The organism is Caballeronia sordidicola (genome assembly GCF_002220365.1).
GTDB classification, from domain to species: domain Bacteria; phylum Pseudomonadota; class Gammaproteobacteria; order Burkholderiales; family Burkholderiaceae; genus Caballeronia; species Caballeronia sordidicola_C.
On sequence record NZ_MTHB01000041.1, the window covers coordinates 102,710 to 120,549 of the forward strand.

Here is a 17,840-nt window from a genome sequence, read left to right on the forward strand (position 1 = left end):
GGTTTGCCGCGCCGGCTAAGGCACGGCTCGCGTCACTTAGGCACGGCTCGCGTCACTTCGGGTCGGCGGCCGTGTTTTTCACGGTGCACATCAACTCGGCTTCGGCTGCTACTGCACCGTCCACTTCGGCACGTGCGCTGAATTTCCAGATGCCGCGCATGTAGCGCTCGAAGTTCACGTTCAGGATCAACTGGTCGCCGGGTTCGACCACGCGCTTGAAGCGTGCCCGGTCGATGCCTACGAAGTAATACAGAGTGGTTTCCGGGTCGTGCGGCTCCTTCTCCTCGGCGAACGTCAGCAGCGCGGCTGCCTGCGCAAGCGCTTCGAGAATCAGCACGCCAGGCATCACAGGCCGTGTCGGGAAGTGACCCTGAAAATACGGCTCGTTGATCGACACGTTCTTCAGCGCTTTGATGCTCTTATGCGGCGTGAGTTCGAGTACTCGGTCGACGAGCAGGATCGGATACCGATGCGGCAGCAACGTGAGAATCTTGTGGATGTCTAGATTGATTTTTTCGGTGCTCATAGTCGTTCTGCTCGCGCGCTTCACAGCGCGGGTGTTGACTGCGAAACCGCTCGTTAGCTCGTTACTCGTTGATAAGCAACAAACAACAAGCGGCTTCGCGTGGGATGCCGGTATTTACCGTCTTAATGCTTGCCTGAAGTGCTGTCCGGGATGTTATCCGCGGTGTTATCCGGGTGAGTGCCCGCAGCTACGGCCGCTTCGAGCGTCTTGATGCGTTCGCGCAACTTGTCCAGATTACGCACAATGGCAGCGCTTTTGTTCCAGTCGGCGTGATTCACGGCGGGGAACGCGCTGGTGTACATACCCGGCTTCAGCAGCGACTTCGACACGCCGGACTGGGCCGTGACGATCACGTAGTCCGCCAGCGTCACGTGGCCCGCAATGCCCACCGCGCCGCCGATCATGCAGTGCCGTCCAATGTTCGTGCTGCCCGCAATGCCCGCGCAGCCTGCAATCACCGTGTAGGCGCCGATCCGGCAGTTATGCCCGATCTGGACCAGATTATCGATCTTCACGCCTTCCTCGATCACCGTATCGGCCATTGCGCCCCGGTCGATCGTCGTGTTCGCGCCGATCTCCACGTCCTCTGCCACGACCACGGCGCCGACTTGCGGAATCTTGACCCAGTTGCCGGTGCGCGCGTCGCCGTCGCCGGCAAAATCCGGAGCAAAACCAAAACCGTCTGCACCGATCACCGCGCCGGCATGCACGATCACGCGCGCCCCGAGCTTACAGCCATGATAGACGCTCACGTGGGGATAGAGATGAACGTCGTCAGCCAGCTTGACGCCCTGGCCGATCGTCACGCCCGCATCCAGCTTCACGCGCTCGCCAATCTCGGCGCCCGCTTCCACGCTCACGTGCGGCCCGATCACGGCACTGGCCGCCACCTTCGCGCCGGGATGGATAAACGCCGTGGGATGCACGCCGGGTTCAACCGGCGGCGTCGCGAGGTCGATGAAAGCCTGCGCCACACGCGCAAAATAAGCGTAGGGATTCGCTGTGACGATGAAGTTACGCCCTTCCGGCGACGTCACTTTTTCCAGGTCTGCTGGCGAAATCAATACCCCACCGGCCTGAGTGCTTTCCACTTGAGACAAATATTTCTGGTTCGCGAGAAAGGCGAGTTGCGTGGGGCCGGCTTTGTCGAGCGGCGCGAGGCCGTTCACGCGATGCGCTGCATCGCCCGCTATGTCTCCACCGAAGCGCTCGGTCAGTTCACCAAGCGTGATCGCACTGTCTGATGCCATCCGGTACCGCTCCCGATCAGTTCGAACTACTAGCTGGATTGGCAGACAGGCTCGCCTGATTTGCGGCCAGCGCCTTCAGCACCTGATCGGTGATATCGATGCGCGGACTGACGTACACCGCCTCCTGCACGATCAGGTCGTAATGCTGCGCTTCCGCAATCTGCTTGATGACCTTGTTGGCCTTGTCCAGCACGGCAGCAAGCTCTTCGTTGCGCCGCTGATTCAGGTCTTCGCGAAATTCGCGTTGTTTGCGCTGGAAGTCCTGATCGGCCTGCGACAACTCGCGTTGCTTGGCAGCACGGTCGGCAGGTGCCATGCCTGCGCCGTTCTTGTCCATTGCGTCCGACAGGGTCTTCAGGCCCGCTGCCATGTCCTGCAGCGCCTTGTCTCGCTTTGAAAACTCTCTTTCGAGCTTCGTCTGCGCCGCCTTCGCCGCTGCTGACTCACGCAAGATGCGATCGGAGTTGACGGCTGCAATCCGGGTCTCCTGCGCCTCTGCCTTGGCGGCACCCGTCAGGCCGAGCGCCACCGACATGACAAGCGCCAACGCTACATGTTTAGAAAGCTTACCGGTTCGCAAAGTCTTCCTCACGTTACTTATTTACACCACTGACTTATCTTGCTCAATCAAGTCGCTGAATCAGGTTACGAAGTCAAGCCACTGTGTCAGGCACCCCAGCTCCGCGACAAGAGCGGAAAACCGGGCCACCGACACATCCCGATCGCGGTTTAGAACGCCGTACCGATCTGGAACTGGAACTTCTGATACTGGTCGCCGGCATGCTTCGTCACCGGGAAACCCAAGCTCAACTTGAGCGGGCCGATCGGCGAGATCCAGGCCAAGCCGAAACCGTAACCATACCGCAGGCCGTTCGCACCCGTGCTGGTGCCGCCCTGACCCGGATCGCCCCAGACGTTACCGCCGTCAAGGAAGGTAAAGACGCGCAGCGTGCGGTCATAACCCGTACCCGGCAACGGGAAGGTCAACTCGATGTTGCCCACCGCCATGCGCGAACCGCCGATCGGGTCTCCCGTGGTCGTGTCACGCGGACCCAGCGAACTCGGTTCATAGCCGCGAACCGAGCCGATACCGCCGGCATAGTAGTTCTTGAAAATCGGGTACGTCTGGCCTTGCAGGCCCTTACCGTAGCCGCCTTGCAAGTTCAGGCCGAGCACGAAGCCGCGCGCGAACGAGTAGTAGTACTGCGCCTGAGCGTCCACCTTGACGTACGTCGTGTTACCCGCCGGCGTGCCGTATTCAGCGTTCGTCTGCGTGTAATAACCGCGGCTCGGGACCAATGCGCTGTCACGATTGTCACGCGACCAGCCAACCGTCACCGGCACGTTGTTCACTACGCGGCCGAATTCCTTCACGTAGTCGATATAGCTTTGCGGCGTAGCGGAATCAATATCGAGCGTGTTCTGCTCGAGGCCCGCGCCGAAGTACACCGTGTCCTGCTCCGAGAACGGAATGCCGAACTTCAAATCACCACCGACGGTAACGATCTTGAAACTGGAATCCGTGGAGTAATACAGCGGCTGATACGTGCGGTAGTACAGGTCGGTAATACGCTTGATGCCGTCGATGGTGAAGTACGGATCGACTTGCGTCACCGTCAATGTCCGGTACGTCTTGGCCGTATTGATGTTGACCGAGAGGCTGGTACCCGAACCGAACACGTTGTCCTGCGACACGCCCGCTGACAGCACTACCTTGTCGGTCGACGAAAAACCCGCGCCGAGCGTAATCGCGCCGGTCGGCTTTTCCGTGACTTTCACGTCCACGTCCACCTGGTCGTTCGTCCCTTCGACCGGGATGGTGGTCACGTCGACATCGGTGAAGTAACCGAGACGATTCACGCGATCCTTCGACAACGCCAGCCGGCTCGAATCGAACCACGAGCTTTCGAGCTGACGCATTTCCCGGCGCACCACTTCGTCACGTGTACGCGTATTGCCGACGATGTTCACGCGCCGCACATACACGCGACGGCTCGGATCCACATTCAGCGTCAGGTCGACCGTGTGATCGGCCTGATTGATCTGCGGCTGTGCGTTGACCTGTGCGAACGCGTAGCCATATTCACCGAGCTTGTCGACGATAGCCTTTGTGGTCGCCTGCAGCTTTTCAGCCGAGAAACGGTCACCCGGTTTGATCTTGATGAGCTTCGTCAGCTCGGCCTGGCGGTCGAGCAGATTGCCCGAGAGCTTGATCGCGCTGATCTTGTACGGTTCGCCTTCGTGCAGCGCAATCGTCAGGTACATGTCCTTCTTGTCGGGCGAGATGGACACCTGCGTCGAGTCGATGTTGAACTCGAGATAACCGCGATTCAGGTAGTACGAGCGTACGTTTTCGAGGTCGCCCGTGAGCTTGTCCTTCGCGTACAAATCGTTCTTCGTGTACCACGAGAACCAGTTCGGCGTGGACAACTGCATCTCGTCGCGCAGCGTGCTCGTGCTGACCGCCTTGTTGCCGATGAAGTTGATCTGGCGGATCTTCGCGCTCGGACCTTCCGCCACCGAGAACAGGATTTGCACGCGGTTACGGTCAACCGGCGTGACGGTGGTCGTGACTTCGGCCGCGTAGAACCCGCGCGTCAGGTACTGGCGCTTGAGTTCCTGCTCGGCTTTGTCGACAAGCGCCTTGTCGTACGAGCGGCCCTGCGACAAGCCTACCGCGCGCAACGCCTTCGCCAGGTTGTCCTTTTCGAACTCGTGGATCCCGGAGAAGTCGATTTGCGAAATGGCCGGACGCTCCTGCACCTGCACCACCACCACGTTGCCCTGTGTGGCGATCTGGACGTCGTTGAAGAAGCCCGTTGCATACAGCGCGCGAATTGCCTCGGAGGCTTTGTCGTCGGTGAACGTGTCGCCCTGCTTGATAGGCAAGTAGGCGAAAACCGAACCGGGTTCAATGCGCTGAAGGCCGTCAATCCGGATGTCCTGCACGACAAACGGCGTTGTCGCGTGCGCCGCCATTCCGGTTGCGGCCAATGCTGCGGCCACAGCCGACTTAGGAACAAAGCGATGAGGTTTGAACAACGTGCTTCCCCAGTGTGTATAGCTGCATCAAGCCGGACGGCGTTCGTTCAAGCGCCGCCAGACAGGATGAAAAAGGATCAAGGTGAAACGGCAAGCCAGATCAAAAGCGGATCAAGCGAGCAAGGTCATTAAAGAGCGCGATCATCGACAAGGCGACGATGCAAACAAGACCCGCCCGCTGCAAAACCAGCTGCCAACGATCTGACACGGCCTTGCCGGTTGCGGCTTCAACCAAATAATATAACAGATGCCCACCGTCAAGAACCGGAATCGGTAACAAGTTCAAGACGCCAAGACTGATACTCACGAGCGCGAGGAATGAAAGAAACGCCGACAATCCAAGCCGCGCGCTCTTGCCGGCGTAGTCGGCGATCGTCACCGGCCCCGAAAGATTTTTCAGCGACGCTTCGCCCGTGATCATCCGCCCGAACATGCGCAGCGAATAAATGCTGATGTCCCACGTCCGTTTGACGCCCAACTGCAGGCTTTCGACCGGACCATAACGCACATCCACTGCCGCAATCCGGGTCGCGAGCGACGCGCCGATCCGGCCGACATCGCGATGCGTGGCAGCGTCCTGCTTGAGCTCCGGCACGATCTGCACTGCGCGCTCCACGCCGTTGCGCTCGACCGTCAGCGAGACCGGCGTACCCGGACGATGCTGCACGTAGTCGATAAAACCCATCGCGTTATCGATCTTTTTGCCGTCGATAGCGCGCAGCACGTCACCGGCCTGCAAGCCCGCTCTTGCCGCCGCGCTGCCCGCTTCCACACCGGCTACCGCCAGCGTGCCGCCGCCCGGCTCGAAGCCGAGTTTATCCATGAAATCCTGGTCGACGTCCTGATCGTCGATCTTGCCCACGCTCAACGGGAAATCGAACGTGCCCTCGTTCGTCCTGGCCGTCAGCACCACGCGGCGATGATCAAATGACGCGTCAAGCAGTTTCCAGCGCAGGTCGGACCACGAGCGCACCTTGTGCGTCTCGCCACTCGCGTCACTGCTGCCCTGCACATCGCGCATTGAAACGATCGTCTCGCCGCCTTCGAAGCCCGCCTTCGCGGCAACGGTGTTGGGCGCGGGCGCCGCGAGAATCGCCGCCGGCTCGGAGACGCCCCCCGCGAACACGCCGGCGAACAGCAAAATGGCGAGAATGAAGTTCGCTACCGGCCCCGCCACAACAATCGCGATCCGCTTGAACACCGGTTGACGGTTGAATGCGTGCGGCAAATCGGCTTCGGGAATGCTCGCTTCAGCTTCCCGTTCGTCGAGCATCTTCACGTAGCCGCCCAGCGGCAGCGCTGAGATCGTCCACTCGGTGCCGGTGCGCTTGCTGACCCATTTCACGAGCGTCTTGCCGAACCCGACCGAAAATCGCAGGACCTTCACGCCGCACAGCCGCGCGACGCTGTAATGGCCGAATTCGTGGACGACGACCAGCACGCCGATGGCCACCACAAATGCAACGATCTCGATCAGGAAGTTCATGGCGACCTCAGTGCAGGACGCGTTCGGCGTGCGGTGCGTCGGCTGTCAGCAAAGCGGCGAACTCGCCTGCCAGGCGACGCGCTTCGGCATCGGCGGCGAGCACCTCATCAAGGGTCGATGCACTGCCGTTCGGCAACGCATTCAACACGCGCTCGACCACTTCCCCGATCGACATGAAGCCGATACGGCGAGCAAGGAACGCCTCCACCGCGACCTCGTTGGCCGCGTTGAGCGCCGCGCTCGCGGTGCCGCCAGCGTCCAGCGCCTTCAGCGCGAGCGCCAGGCACGGGAAACGCTTCAGGTCAGGCTTCTCGAAGGTGAGCGAAGCGATTTGCGCGAGATCAAGTTGCGCGACGCCCGAGTCCACACGCTCAGGAAACGCCAACGCATAGGCGATCGGCGTGCGCATGTCGGGGTTGCCGAGTTGCGCGAGCACGGAACCGTCCGCGTACGAAACGAGCGAATGAATCACGCTTTGCGGATGGATCAGCACTTCAATGCGCGACCCCGGCACGTTGAAGAGCCAATGCGCCTCGATCACTTCGAGGCCCTTGTTCATCATCGTGGCGGAATCGACGGAAATCTTGCGGCCCATCGCCCAGTTCGGATGCTTGCAGGCTTCGTCAGGCGTGACGTGGCGCAGCGTTGACGGTTCGCGGGTACGGAAAGGGCCGCCGGATGCCGTCAGGATGATCTTCGATACCCCGCCGTGCAGCGCCACTTCACGCGGCATGCACTGGAACACCGCGTTGTGCTCGCTATCGACCGGCAGCAGCACCGCGCCGTTGTCGTGCACCGCATCAATGAAAATCTTGCCCGACATGACCAGCGCTTCCTTGTTGGCCAGCAGGATGCGCTTGCCCGCGCGCGCGGCAGCCAGCGTGGGCGCCAGGCCCGCAGCACCGACAATAGCGGCCACCACCGTGTCGCAGGCGGCGCTTGCCGAAACGTCCACCAGCGCTTGCGGACCGTAGCTCACCTCGGTCTTGCAGCCTTGGGCGCGCAGCGCCGCGGCAACCTTCGCGGCGGTATCGGCGTCACCGACCACCGCCACTTCCGGCTGGAATCGCACACATTGGTCGACGAGCTTGTCGCCGTTGCGATGCGCACTCAGCGCATAGACCGTGAAGCGGTCCGGGTGCCGCGCCACGACGTCGAGCGTGCTTTCGCCGATCGAGCCCGTGGATCCGAGCAGAGTCAGACGTTTTTGCATAAATCCTTCTTTAGCCGATTAGCCGATTGACTGGGCAACAGGACCGAGCAACAGGAGTGCGATCGGCAATACAGGCAACAATGCGTCGATCCGGTCAAGGACGCCACCGTGCCCGGGCAGCAATCCGCTCGAATCCTTGACGCCCGCCTGGCGTTTCAGCAGAGACTCGAACAGGTCGCCAATTACGCTGAATACGGTCAGCACCGTCAAGGAGAGGAGCGCGCCGGCCCAGCCGAGATGCGCCACCAGCGCCGAAAACAGTGTCGGCGCAAAAACCAGCGTCGCCGCGCCCGCCGAGCCTACGATCATTACCGCCAGCCAGCCACCCAACGCGCCTTCGCGGGTTTTGCCGGGGCTGATGGACGGTGCAAGCTTATGACGGCCGAACGCTTTTCCGGCGAAGTATGCGCCAATGTCGGCCAGCCATACGACTAGGAGAAGCGATAGCACGAACGCCACCCCGACCGTACGGGCCGCAACGAGCGCGTGCCAGCAGGCCACGAAGGTCACAATGCCGGCGAACAGCAGGAAGACGCGCCACGCGCCGTCGGCAAGCGCGGGCTTGCGCGCAAGCGCGAACGGACCGGCCAGCACCCAGAATATGGCCGCCATCTGATACAACGGTTTGTAACCCAGCCCGAGCCGCGTGCTGGCGATCAGCGCCATGCCGGCGATCACCGCGTACACCACCGGCGACCCGCCGGTAAGCTTGAGCAGTCGCGCCCATTCCCAGGCAGCGAAGATGACAACAACGGCGATCAATGCCGCGAAAACGCCTATCGGCGCGAATAACGTGATTGGCAGAAGCACTGCCAGCAGGACGATTGCCGTGATGACACGGGTCTTTAGCATGAAAGGGTGTCGGCCTTCTGCGATTGCGGTTCGAGTTGCGCGCTGGTCCGCCCGAACCGGCGTTCGCGCTCAGCATACGATTCGATCGCGCGAGCCAGTGCTTCGGCGTCGAAATCGGGCCAGTAGGTATCGGTGAAATAGAGTTCGGTGTACGCCATCTGCCACAACAGGAAATTGCTGATGCGCTGCTCCCCGCCCGTGCGGATGAACAGGTCCGGCTCTGGCGCATAGGCCATGGCCAGGTGCTGCTCGAACGCCGCTTCGTCGACTGGAACGACGCGGCCTTCCTGAACCGACTGCTCCGCCAGTTTTTTCGCCGCCTGCATGACGTCCCAGCGGCCGCCGTAGTTTGCCGCGATGGTCAGCGTCAGGCGCGTATTGCGCGCCGTCTTGGTTTCGGCACGCTGGATCAGCGCACGGATGCGGTCGTCGAACATGGAGGTGTCGCCGACCACCCGCAAACGGATGCCGTTGGCGTGCAGCTTGCCGACTTCCCGCTCCAGCGCCGTCACGAACAGGCGCATGAGGAACGAGACTTCGTCAGTCGGACGACGCCAGTTTTCGGAACTGAAAGCGAACAGCGTCACGAATTCGACGCCCTGGCGCGCACAGCTTTCGACCGTTGCCCGCACGGCGTCTACGCCGCGGGTATGGCCGGCCACGCGCGGCAGGCGCCGCTGCGTCGCCCAACGGCCGTTGCCGTCCATGATGATCGCGATATGGCGCGGGACAGCCGCGACATCGGGTACGCGAACGGTAGAGCTGGTATAGGTCATGGCCGCTGAATCTAAGTATCGACAGAGTGACGCGCCGGCACGACGCAAGAGACCGGAAACGGCCTCAAACCGTCATGATTTCGGCTTCTTTCGACACAACCAGCTTGTCGATTTCCGCGACGTTTTTATCGGTGAGCTTCTGGACGTCATCGCTTGCACGACGTTCGTCGTCCTCGGAGATTTCCTTGTCCTTCACGAGCCGCTTCAACTGCTCGTTGGCGTCCCGACGCAGATTGCGCACGGCAATCTTGGCGTTTTCGCCTTCGCTCTTGACGACTTTCGTCAGTTCGCGACGGCGTTCTTCGGTCAGCGCGGGCATGGGGACGCGGATCTGATCGCCCTGGTTGGAGGGGTTCAGGCCCAGATCCGAGTCACGGATCGCCTTTTCCACCACCGGCACCATCTTCTTTTCCCACGCCTGCACGCCGATCGTACGGGCGTCGATGAGCGTCATGTTCGCGACTTGCGAAATGGGCACGCTCGAGCCGTAGTAATCCACCTGGATATGGTCCAGCAAGCCCGTGTGGGCGCGGCCCGTGCGGATCTTCGCGAGATCGTTCTTGAACGCTTCGATCGACTTTTGCATCTTCTGATCGACGCTCTTTCTAATGTCAGCCACACTCATTTGAGCCTCCGTACTTTTATTGCGTGCAGTGCTGGCGGTGGCAGCGCAGTTCCCTGGGAGCGCGCCCGCCCTCGCCCTTTTGTCACCGCGTGAGTTTACACGTGGACGAGCGTACCTTCGTCGTCGCCCTGAACGATGCGCTTGAGCGCGCCCGGCTTATTGATCGCAAACACGCGAATAGGCAGCTTCTGGTCGCGGCACAGCGCAAACGCCGTCGCGTCCATCACCTGCAGATTCTTGCCGATCGCCTCGTCGAAACTGATCGTGCTGTAGCGCGTGGCGCTCGGGTCTTTCTTGGGATCGGCGGAATATACACCGTCCACCTTGGTCGCTTTCAGCACAACTTCCGCACCGATTTCCGAACCACGCAGCGCAGCGGCGGTATCGGTGGTAAAAAACGGGTTGCCCGTACCCGCCGCGAAAATGACCACTTTGCCTTCTTCGAGCTGACGGATGGCGCGCGGGCGGATGTACGGCTCGACCACCTGGTCCATGCGCAGCGCGGATTGCACACGCGCCTCGATACCAGCGTGGCGCATGGCGTCCTGCAAGGCGAGCGCATTCATCATGGTCGCGAGCATGCCCATGTAGTCTGCCGTCGCACGGTCCATGCCGGCCGCACCGCCTGCCACGCCGCGAAAAATATTACCGCCGCCGATGACAACCGCGAGTTGCGTACCCATGCGCACTACTTCAGCGACGTCTGCCACCATCCTTTCGATTGTCGCGCGATTGATGCCAAAGGCATCGTCGCCCATTAGTGCTTCGCCGGAGAGTTTGAGGAGTACGCGTTTGTAGGCTGTGGGCATATGAGGGTTCCGATCGCGCCGAGAGGGAGTGCAACAACGTAGAACTGTAGGGGTGAAACGATATTTCCGGCAAGCATCCCATATTGGACAAGCCGCGGCGGCGTAACGGATTAACCCCGGGGCTCACCTGAATCAACCCTGGTTTGCCCGTCCGGCGCGGTTTTGACCGCCATGAGGGCGCGAGACCGACGTTCCGCATACGGGAACGCCGAACTCACATTTAGCTGCTTTTCACTGCATTTTTGACTCGGCGGCCAGTGCGTCTACATCGAGCGGCCCGGTTGAACGGGCCGGCTGATGCTGCACCGGACTTGCTACGCGCGTCTGCTGCACCTAGCCGGCTGCGCAGCCCTGACCACCGTTTGAATCTTTAGCCTTGCTTGGCGGCGGCAACTTGCGCGGCCACTTCAGCAGCGAAGTCGTCCGTACGCTTTTCGATGCCTTCTCCGACCACGAACAGCGCAAACTTCTGCACCGACGCGCCAGCGGCCTTCAACATTTGTTCGATCGTCTGCTTGTCGTTCTTAACAAACGTCTGGTTCAGCAGCGAAACTTCCTTCAGGTATTTCTGGACGCTGCCGTCGACCATCTTCGCGACGATTTCAGCCGGCTTGCCCGATTCAGCGGCCTTTTGCTCGGCGATGCTGCGTTCCTTCGCGATCAGTTCCGCCGGAACGTCGTCCGACGACAGCGAGACTGGCTTCATTGCAGCGATGTGCATGGCAACGTCCTTGCCGACTTGCTCGTCCGCGCCCGTGAACTCGACCAGCACGCCAATACGCGTACCGTGGAGATACGACGCCAGCTTGTTGGCGGATTCAAAACGCACGAAACGGCGAATCGACACGTTTTCACCGATCTTGCCGACCAGCGCGAGACGCACGGCGTCGACAGTCGAGCTTTCCAGCGGCAGCGCGCCGAGGGCAGCGACATCGGCCGGGTTGCTCTTCGCCACGATCTCGGCGACGGTTTTGCCGAATGCCAGGAAGTCGTCGTTCTTGCCGACGAAGTCGGTTTCGCAATTCAGTTCGACGAGCGAACCCACGCCGCCGTCGATGTGCGCCGTGATGATGCCCTCAGCCGTCACACGCGATGCTGCCTTGCTTGCCTTGTTGCCCAGCTTCACGCGCAGCAGCTCTTCAGCGCGCTCCATGTCGCCTTCGGCTTCCGTCAGCGCCTTCTTGCATTCCATCATGGGCGCGTCGGTCTTTGCGCGCAGTTCTGCCACCATGCTTGCGGTAATTGCCGCCATCATTTGCTCCTTGAGTCTGTGCCGTGCTTTCACACGTTCGCACTATTGACACGCGCCGCCGGCGAGAAATGCCCGCGGCCAGAATGGGGGTGCTGCCTGGGGTGCTGCCTACTACTTCACCGATACTTCACGACTGTTTCGCGTTCTGCTGCCCACGAATACTGCCGTTGTCACTTTACGTCGCAGTTGCGGCCGGTTAAAAAAAGGGGGCCTTTCGCAAAGCCCCCTTTCTTGCCGGATACATCACGTCGGCGTCTTATGCAGAGACTTACGCTTCTGCGTTGACTTCCACGAAGTCGTCGCCATCACCACTGCGAACTGCCTGCACGACTTCGTTCACCGCGCTCGAACGGCCTTCCAGGATCGCGTCGGCCACACCCTTCGTGTACAACATGACGGCCTTGCTAGCGTCGTCGTTACCCGGGATCACGTAGTCGATGCCTTCCGGCGAGTGGTTCGTATCAACCACGGCGATAACCGGAATGCCCAGTTTCTTGGCTTCGGTCACGGCAATCTTGTGATAACCCACGTCAACCACGAAAATTGCGTCCGGAATGCCGCCCATGTCCTTCACGCCGCCAATCGACTTCACCAGCTTGGCCATCTCGCGTTCGAACAGGAGCGCTTCCTTCTTGCTCATGCGTTCCGTTTCACCGGCTTCCAGCGATGCTTCCATGTCCTTCAGGCGCTTGATCGATACTTTCAGCGTCTTGAAGTTGGTCAGCATGCCGCCGAGCCAGCGAGCGTTCACGAAAGGCATGCCAGCGCGCTGCGCTTCTTCTGCCACCGTGTCACGCGATTGGCGCTTCGTGCCAACGAACAAAATCGTGCCGCGATTCGCTGCCAGTTGACGCACGTACTTCAGCGCGTCGTTGTACATCGGCAGCGTTTTTTCGAGGTTGATAATATGAATCTTGTTGCGATGACCGAAAATGAACGGGGCCATCTTCGGGTTCCAGAAGCGAGTTTGGTGACCGAAGTGGACACCGGCTTCCAGCATTTCACGCATTGTTACTGCCATGAGAGTTCTCCGCGAGGGTTAGGTCTTAAGCCGGCTGCCGCATCGGGCGCCCCGTGTTTCTCGATCGAGTTTCCTGGATCCGGGGCGCCGGACACCCTGGGTGCGCCGGCTTGCGATTCAAGTCCGATTTTCTTTGCCTCGTCCCTCTCCACGCGCTTTCCTGAAAAACTCATTGCTTTCAGCAAAGCCTTCTTGAAAAGATGATTGCAAAGTAGATGCAGACTTAGCCAGCGAGTATATCACGCACAAATGGCAGGACTCAAGACGCCTGCTCACTCGGATATGCGCCAGGGGCGGCTTTCCCCAACCGCCCTATCGTGCGCCGCGGCTGCCGCTGCAATCGGTAAATTCGCGCGCCGACTGCTCTAAAACTGCCGCGCCGGCCCGCACCTGGGTGCGGCGAGCCCTGTAAGGTGCGATAATGCGCGATTGGCGACAACACAGCCGCTTACACGCATTCTCGACACAAGTCATGTGCATTACGCTGAAAAACGACCACGATATCGCGCAAATGCGCGTCGCCTGCCGACTTGCCAGCGAAGTGCTCGACTTCATCACGCCCCATATTGTCGCAGGCGTGACGACGGGCGAACTCGATCGCCTCTGCCACGAGTACATGCTGAAAGAACAAGGCACGGTGCCCGCGCCGCTGAATTACCAGCCGCCCGGCTATCCGCCCTACCCGAAAGCGACCTGTATTTCCGTGAACGACGTGATTTGCCACGGCATTCCCGGCGACAAGGCGCTGAAAAACGGCGACGCGTTGAATATTGACGTCACCGTGATCAAGGAAGGCTATTTCGGCGATACCAGCCGGATGTTCCTGGTCGGCGAAGGATCGATCCTGGCCAAACGCCTGGTGCAAACCACGTTCGACTGCATGTGGCTGGGAATCCACCAGATCAAGCCGGGCGCGCATCTGGGCGATATCGGGCACGCCATCCAGAAATATGCCGAAGCGCAGGGCTATAGCGTGGTGCGCGAGTACTGCGGCCACGGCGTGGGCAAGGTCTTCCACGAAGATCCGCAAGTGCTGCACTACGGCCGGCCCGGCACGGGCATCGAATTGCAGGCGGGCATGATCTTTACCGTCGAACCCATGATCAATGCCGGCCGCCGCGATATCCGCACCATGCCCGACCAATGGACCGTCAAGACGCGCGACCGCAGCCTGTCCGCGCAATGGGAACATACGGTGCTGGTCACGCCGACGGGCTATGAAGTGCTGACCGTGTCGGCGGGTACGCAAGCGCCTTCGGAATTGATCGCCGCGGCGGCTTGAAGGACTCGAAGCGGGCTTGACTGAGAACTCGTAGCACGTAGTTCGACCGTTGGCCGGCCGGTTTTTTGACAGTGCAGGTTGCGGCCGATTCGTGCAGGCGTCGTGTTACGGCCGATATTGCCGATACTCAGCGGGCCGAATCTCGCTATTTGGGCTTTGCTGCGCCCCATCACGCGCTTTCGCGCAGTGAATGGTTGTCGTTGAGTCGTGCCGGAACTTGAGTCGGGCCGGAACAAGCCAGTTATTTCGCCCGGTTTAAAGACAGCTTAAGCTTGCTGCATGGAGTGGCATGGGAAGCCGCGGCATCTCGCCTTGGTTCGCGCCCAACCACTCACGCTCGCGGTCAAAGGCTGGTCAGACAGCGCTTGCTTTGCACGCCGCATGCAATCTGTGTCGGGGTGCGCACTGACCGCACCGACGTGACCTGATTAAAACCCGGCGAACCGTCTGTTCGCTACGATCAATTTTGACCCACTGACTTGACGACCCGCCTGCCCATGAGCGTACCTGCCGACGCCCCGCCCCGCGCTGATTCGTTGAAAGCCTCATACAAGTCGGCCAAGGCCGCCTTGCTCGAGCGCTTCCAAAGCGCAACCAATGTCGATGGCCTGATGCACGCGCTCGGGCGCGCCACCGACGACGCGCTCCGAGGCGCGTGGGAAGCCTGCGCGATGCCGAAATCGGCAGCGCTGATTGCGGTCGGTGGTTATGGGCGCGGCGAACTTGCGCCCTATTCGGACGTCGATATCCTCGTCCTCCTGCCCGATGACGAAACGCCCGAGCACACCGCCTCACTGGCTGCGCGTATCGAACAGCTGATCGGGATGGCGTGGGATCTTGGCCTGGACATCGGCAGCAGCGTGCGTTCGGTGTCGCAGTGCATAGATGAAGCGAGCAACGACATCACCGTCCAGACCTCGCTGCTGGAAGCGCGGCGCATAGTGGGCAACGAAACACTGTTTGAAACGTTCGAGGCGCGGTATCGGCAGACGCTCGATCCACGTGCGTTCTTCCAGGCAAAAGTTCTGGAAATGCGCCAGCGGCACGCCAAGTATCAGGACACGCCGTACAGCCTCGAGCCGAATATCAAGGAAAGTCCCGGCGGGCTGCGCGACTTGCAGCTTATTTTATGGATCTCGCGCGCGGCCGGTTTCGGCAGCAGCTGGCGCGAACTGGATTCGCGCCAGCTCATCACCGAACGCGAAGCCAGCGAGCTGCGCCGCAACGAAGGCTTTTTGAAGACCCTGCGCGCGCGGCTGCATGTCATTGCGCGGCGGCGTCAGGACATTCTCGTCTTCGACCTGCAGACGGCGCTGGCCGAAAGCCTCGGCTACAAAGCGACTTCGTCCAAACGCGCGAGCGAACAGCTCATGCGGCGCTACTACTGGGCCGCCAAAGCCGTCACTCAGCTTGCCACCATCCTGATCCAGAACGTGGAAGCGCAACTGTTTCCGTCGACGAGCGGCATCACGCGCGTGCTCAACGAGCGTTTCGTCGAGAAGCAGGGCATGCTGGAAATCGCCAGCGACGACGTTTTCGAACGCGAACCCAACGCCATTCTCGAAGCGTTCCTGCTGTACGAACAGACGCGCGGCATAAAGGGTTTATCCGCCCGAACGCTCCGGGCAATCTATAACGCACGTGACCTGATGGGCCGCGACTGGCGGCGGGACCCCGAGAATCAGCGTCTGTTCATGGAGATCCTGAAGCAACCCGAAGGCATCACGCACGCGCTGCGGCTGATGAACCAGACAAGCGTGCTGGGGCGTTACCTGCTCAACTTCCGGCGCATTGTCGGGCAGATGCAGCATGACCTGTATCACGTGTATACCGTCGATCAGCATATCCTGATGGTGTTGCGCAATCTCCGGCGCTTTGCGTTGGCCGAACACGCGCATGAATACCCGTTCTGCAGTCAGTTGATGGGCAATTTCGAACGCCCGTGGGTGCTATATATTGCGGCGCTTTTTCACGATATCGCCAAGGGCCGCGGCGGCGATCACTCCGTGCTCGGCATGGCGGATGCACGGCGTTTTTGCCGTGAACACGATGTTGGCGCGGACGACAGCGACCTGGTCGTGTGGCTCGTTGAACAGCATCTGACCATGAGCCAGGTGGCGCAAAAGCAGGATACGAGTGATCCGGAAGTCATCAAGCAATTTGCATCGATGCTCAAGACCGAGCGCCGGCTGACCGCGCTGTATCTGCTGACGGTCGCCGATATCCGCGGCACCAGCCCGAAGGTCTGGAACGCGTGGAAAGGCAAGCTGCTCGAGGATTTGTATCGCGCCACGCGCGCCGTGCTCGGCGGCGCCGAACTGCACGCGCATTCGGAACTCAAGTCGCGCCAGGAAGACGCGCTCGCGTTGCTGCGCCTTGAAACCGTGCCCGAAAACGCGGAAAAAGTGTTGTGGGACAAGCTCGATGTCGGCTATTTCCTGCGTCACGACGCCGCCGATATCGCCTGGCAGACCCGCGTGCTTTACAAACACGTGGAGAGCGAAAAGCCGATCGTGCGGGCGCGGCCGTCGCCGATTGGCGCCGCGCTTCAGGTGCTGGTGTATGTGCAGGACCGGCCCGATTTGTTCGCCGGGATTTGCGCTTATTTCGACAAAAACGGCCTGTCCGTGCTCGACGCACGGGTCACGACGACACGGCACGGCTACGCGCTAGACAATTTTCTGGTCGCGCATCCGGACCATGACGGGCATTATCGCGACATTGCGAATCTCGTCGAACAGCAGTTGAGTACGCTGCTGGGCGCTGAGGGCATTTTGCCGGAACCGTCGAAGGGACGTGTTTCGCGGCTTGTCCGCACTTTTCCGATCACGCCGCGCGTGGATTTACGTCCCGACGAACGTGGTCAGTATTACATCCTGTCCGTATCGGCTAACGACCGGCAGGGCCTCCTTTATTCGATCGCGCGGGTTCTGGCCCAGCACCGGATCGGCGTCCACGCGGCGCGGATCAATACGCTTGGCGAACGCGTGGAAGACGTGTTCCTGCTCGACGGCAAAACCCTATCCGACAACCGGACACAGATCCAGGTCGAAACCGAACTGCTGCGCGCGATCGCAGCCTGAGAATATATGCGCGTCAAACTGACAGCGAAGCACCCGCGCCCGGCATCGCCGGCACGTTCCCCCGTCCGTACCGGCAGCGCTGCCGGACGGAAAAAGCCCGCACGCGCCGACATGGCGAGCGGCGATCGGCCAGTGCGTAGCGACAAACCAGCAGGTGGTGCACGACCATCGGGTGCGGGTGAGCGGAAACCTTTCAAAGCGCGTAGCGACGATTCGCGCGGCGCGGGTGACCGCGGGGCGCGGCCGTCGTTTGGTGATCGTGGTGCCCCGCGCGGTGATCGGCCTTCAGGCGATGGTGAACGTCGACCGTACGCGCCGCGTGGTGATGCGCCGCGTGGTCCGAGCAGCGATCGTGGCCCGCGCCCTTCCTTTGGTGACCGTGGCGCTCCGCGCGGTGATCGTCCTTCAGGCGATGGTGAACGTCGACCGTACGCGCCGCGTGGTGATGCGCCGCGTGGTCCAAGCAGCGATCGTGGCCCGCGCCCTTCCTTTGGTGACCGTGGTGCTCCGCGCGGTGATCGGCCTTCAGGCGATGGTGAACGTCGACCGTTCACGCCGCGTGGTGATGCGCCGCGTGGTCCGAGCAGCGATCGTGGCCCGCGCCCTTCCTTTGGTGACCGTGG

General features: G+C 61.0%; 15 protein-coding genes. 3 read left to right on the forward strand and 12 right to left on the reverse strand.

Annotated elements, in window-relative coordinates:
- Positions 1-52: 52 nt before the first annotated feature.
- The 12 genes from fabZ to rpsB form a co-directional block, all read right to left on the reverse strand.
- Positions 53-526, reverse strand: coding sequence for a 3-hydroxyacyl-ACP dehydratase FabZ (gene fabZ, locus BSU04_RS06765; protein ID WP_089159873.1), 474 nt, complete (start codon positions 524-526; stop codon positions 53-55).
- 122 nt (positions 527-648) lie between these two features.
- Positions 649-1,776 (reverse strand): UDP-3-O-(3-hydroxymyristoyl)glucosamine N-acyltransferase, encoded by a 1,128-nt coding sequence (gene lpxD / locus BSU04_RS06770; RefSeq protein ID WP_089159874.1) that lies wholly within the window; start codon positions 1,774-1,776, stop codon positions 649-651.
- Between the two features lie 16 nt (positions 1,777-1,792).
- Entirely contained in the window at positions 1,793-2,311 is a 519-nt protein-coding gene (locus BSU04_RS06775) for an OmpH family outer membrane protein (RefSeq protein WP_089159875.1), read from the reverse strand.
- A gap of 194 nt (positions 2,312-2,505) precedes the next feature.
- Positions 2,506-4,818 (reverse strand): outer membrane protein assembly factor BamA, encoded by a 2,313-nt coding sequence (gene bamA / locus BSU04_RS06780; RefSeq protein ID WP_089159876.1) that lies wholly within the window; start codon positions 4,816-4,818, stop codon positions 2,506-2,508.
- Positions 4,819-4,918: 100 nt separating this feature from the next.
- Positions 4,919-6,304 carry an RIP metalloprotease RseP gene (gene rseP / locus BSU04_RS06785; protein WP_089159877.1) on the reverse strand — a complete coding sequence of 462 codons (1,386 nt, stop codon included), beginning with the start codon at positions 6,302-6,304 and terminating at the stop codon, positions 4,919-4,921.
- 7 nt (positions 6,305-6,311) lie between these two features.
- Positions 6,312-7,517 carry a 1-deoxy-D-xylulose-5-phosphate reductoisomerase gene (locus tag BSU04_RS06790; RefSeq protein ID WP_089159878.1) on the reverse strand — a complete coding sequence of 402 codons (1,206 nt, stop codon included), beginning with the start codon at positions 7,515-7,517 and terminating at the stop codon, positions 6,312-6,314.
- An 18-nt stretch (positions 7,518-7,535) separates the two neighbouring features.
- Positions 7,536-8,369 (reverse strand): phosphatidate cytidylyltransferase, encoded by an 834-nt coding sequence (locus BSU04_RS06795; RefSeq protein WP_089159879.1) that lies wholly within the window; start codon positions 8,367-8,369, stop codon positions 7,536-7,538.
- Positions 8,363-9,145 carry a polyprenyl diphosphate synthase gene (gene uppS / locus BSU04_RS06800; RefSeq protein WP_089159880.1) on the reverse strand — a complete coding sequence of 261 codons (783 nt, stop codon included), beginning with the start codon at positions 9,143-9,145 and terminating at the stop codon, positions 8,363-8,365. Before uppS ends, BSU04_RS06795 begins: the two co-directional genes overlap by 7 nt.
- 64 nt (positions 9,146-9,209) lie before the next feature.
- A complete protein-coding gene (gene frr / locus BSU04_RS06805; RefSeq protein WP_089159881.1) occupies positions 9,210-9,770 on the reverse strand; it encodes a ribosome recycling factor in 561 nt (186 codons plus the stop codon).
- A gap of 95 nt (positions 9,771-9,865) precedes the next feature.
- Positions 9,866-10,579 (reverse strand): UMP kinase, encoded by a 714-nt coding sequence (pyrH, locus tag BSU04_RS06810; protein WP_047896685.1) that lies wholly within the window; start codon positions 10,577-10,579, stop codon positions 9,866-9,868.
- A gap of 370 nt (positions 10,580-10,949) precedes the next feature.
- Positions 10,950-11,831: a translation elongation factor Ts gene (tsf, locus tag BSU04_RS06815; RefSeq protein WP_089159882.1), complete on the reverse strand. Its 882-nt coding sequence runs from the start codon at positions 11,829-11,831 to the stop codon at positions 10,950-10,952.
- A 268-nt stretch (positions 11,832-12,099) separates the two neighbouring features.
- A complete protein-coding gene (gene rpsB / locus BSU04_RS06820) occupies positions 12,100-12,852 on the reverse strand; it encodes a 30S ribosomal protein S2 (RefSeq protein WP_089159883.1) in 753 nt (250 codons plus the stop codon).
- Between the two features lie 472 nt (positions 12,853-13,324).
- Here rpsB and map point away from each other — a divergent pair, with 472 nt between their 5' ends.
- The 3 genes from map to BSU04_RS06840 form a co-directional block, all read left to right on the forward strand.
- Positions 13,325-14,134, forward strand: a complete 810-nt coding sequence (map, locus tag BSU04_RS06830) for a type I methionyl aminopeptidase (RefSeq protein ID WP_089159884.1) — start codon at positions 13,325-13,327, stop codon at positions 14,132-14,134.
- Positions 14,135-14,631: 497 nt separating this feature from the next.
- On the forward strand, positions 14,632-17,217 hold the full coding sequence (locus BSU04_RS06835; protein ID WP_089159885.1) for a [protein-PII] uridylyltransferase: 2,586 nt from the start codon (positions 14,632-14,634) through the stop codon (positions 17,215-17,217).
- Positions 17,218-17,371: 154 nt separating this feature from the next.
- Positions 17,372-17,840, forward strand: a 469-nt coding sequence (locus tag BSU04_RS06840) for a hypothetical protein (RefSeq protein ID WP_144021144.1), incomplete at its 3' end; no start/stop codon positions are given.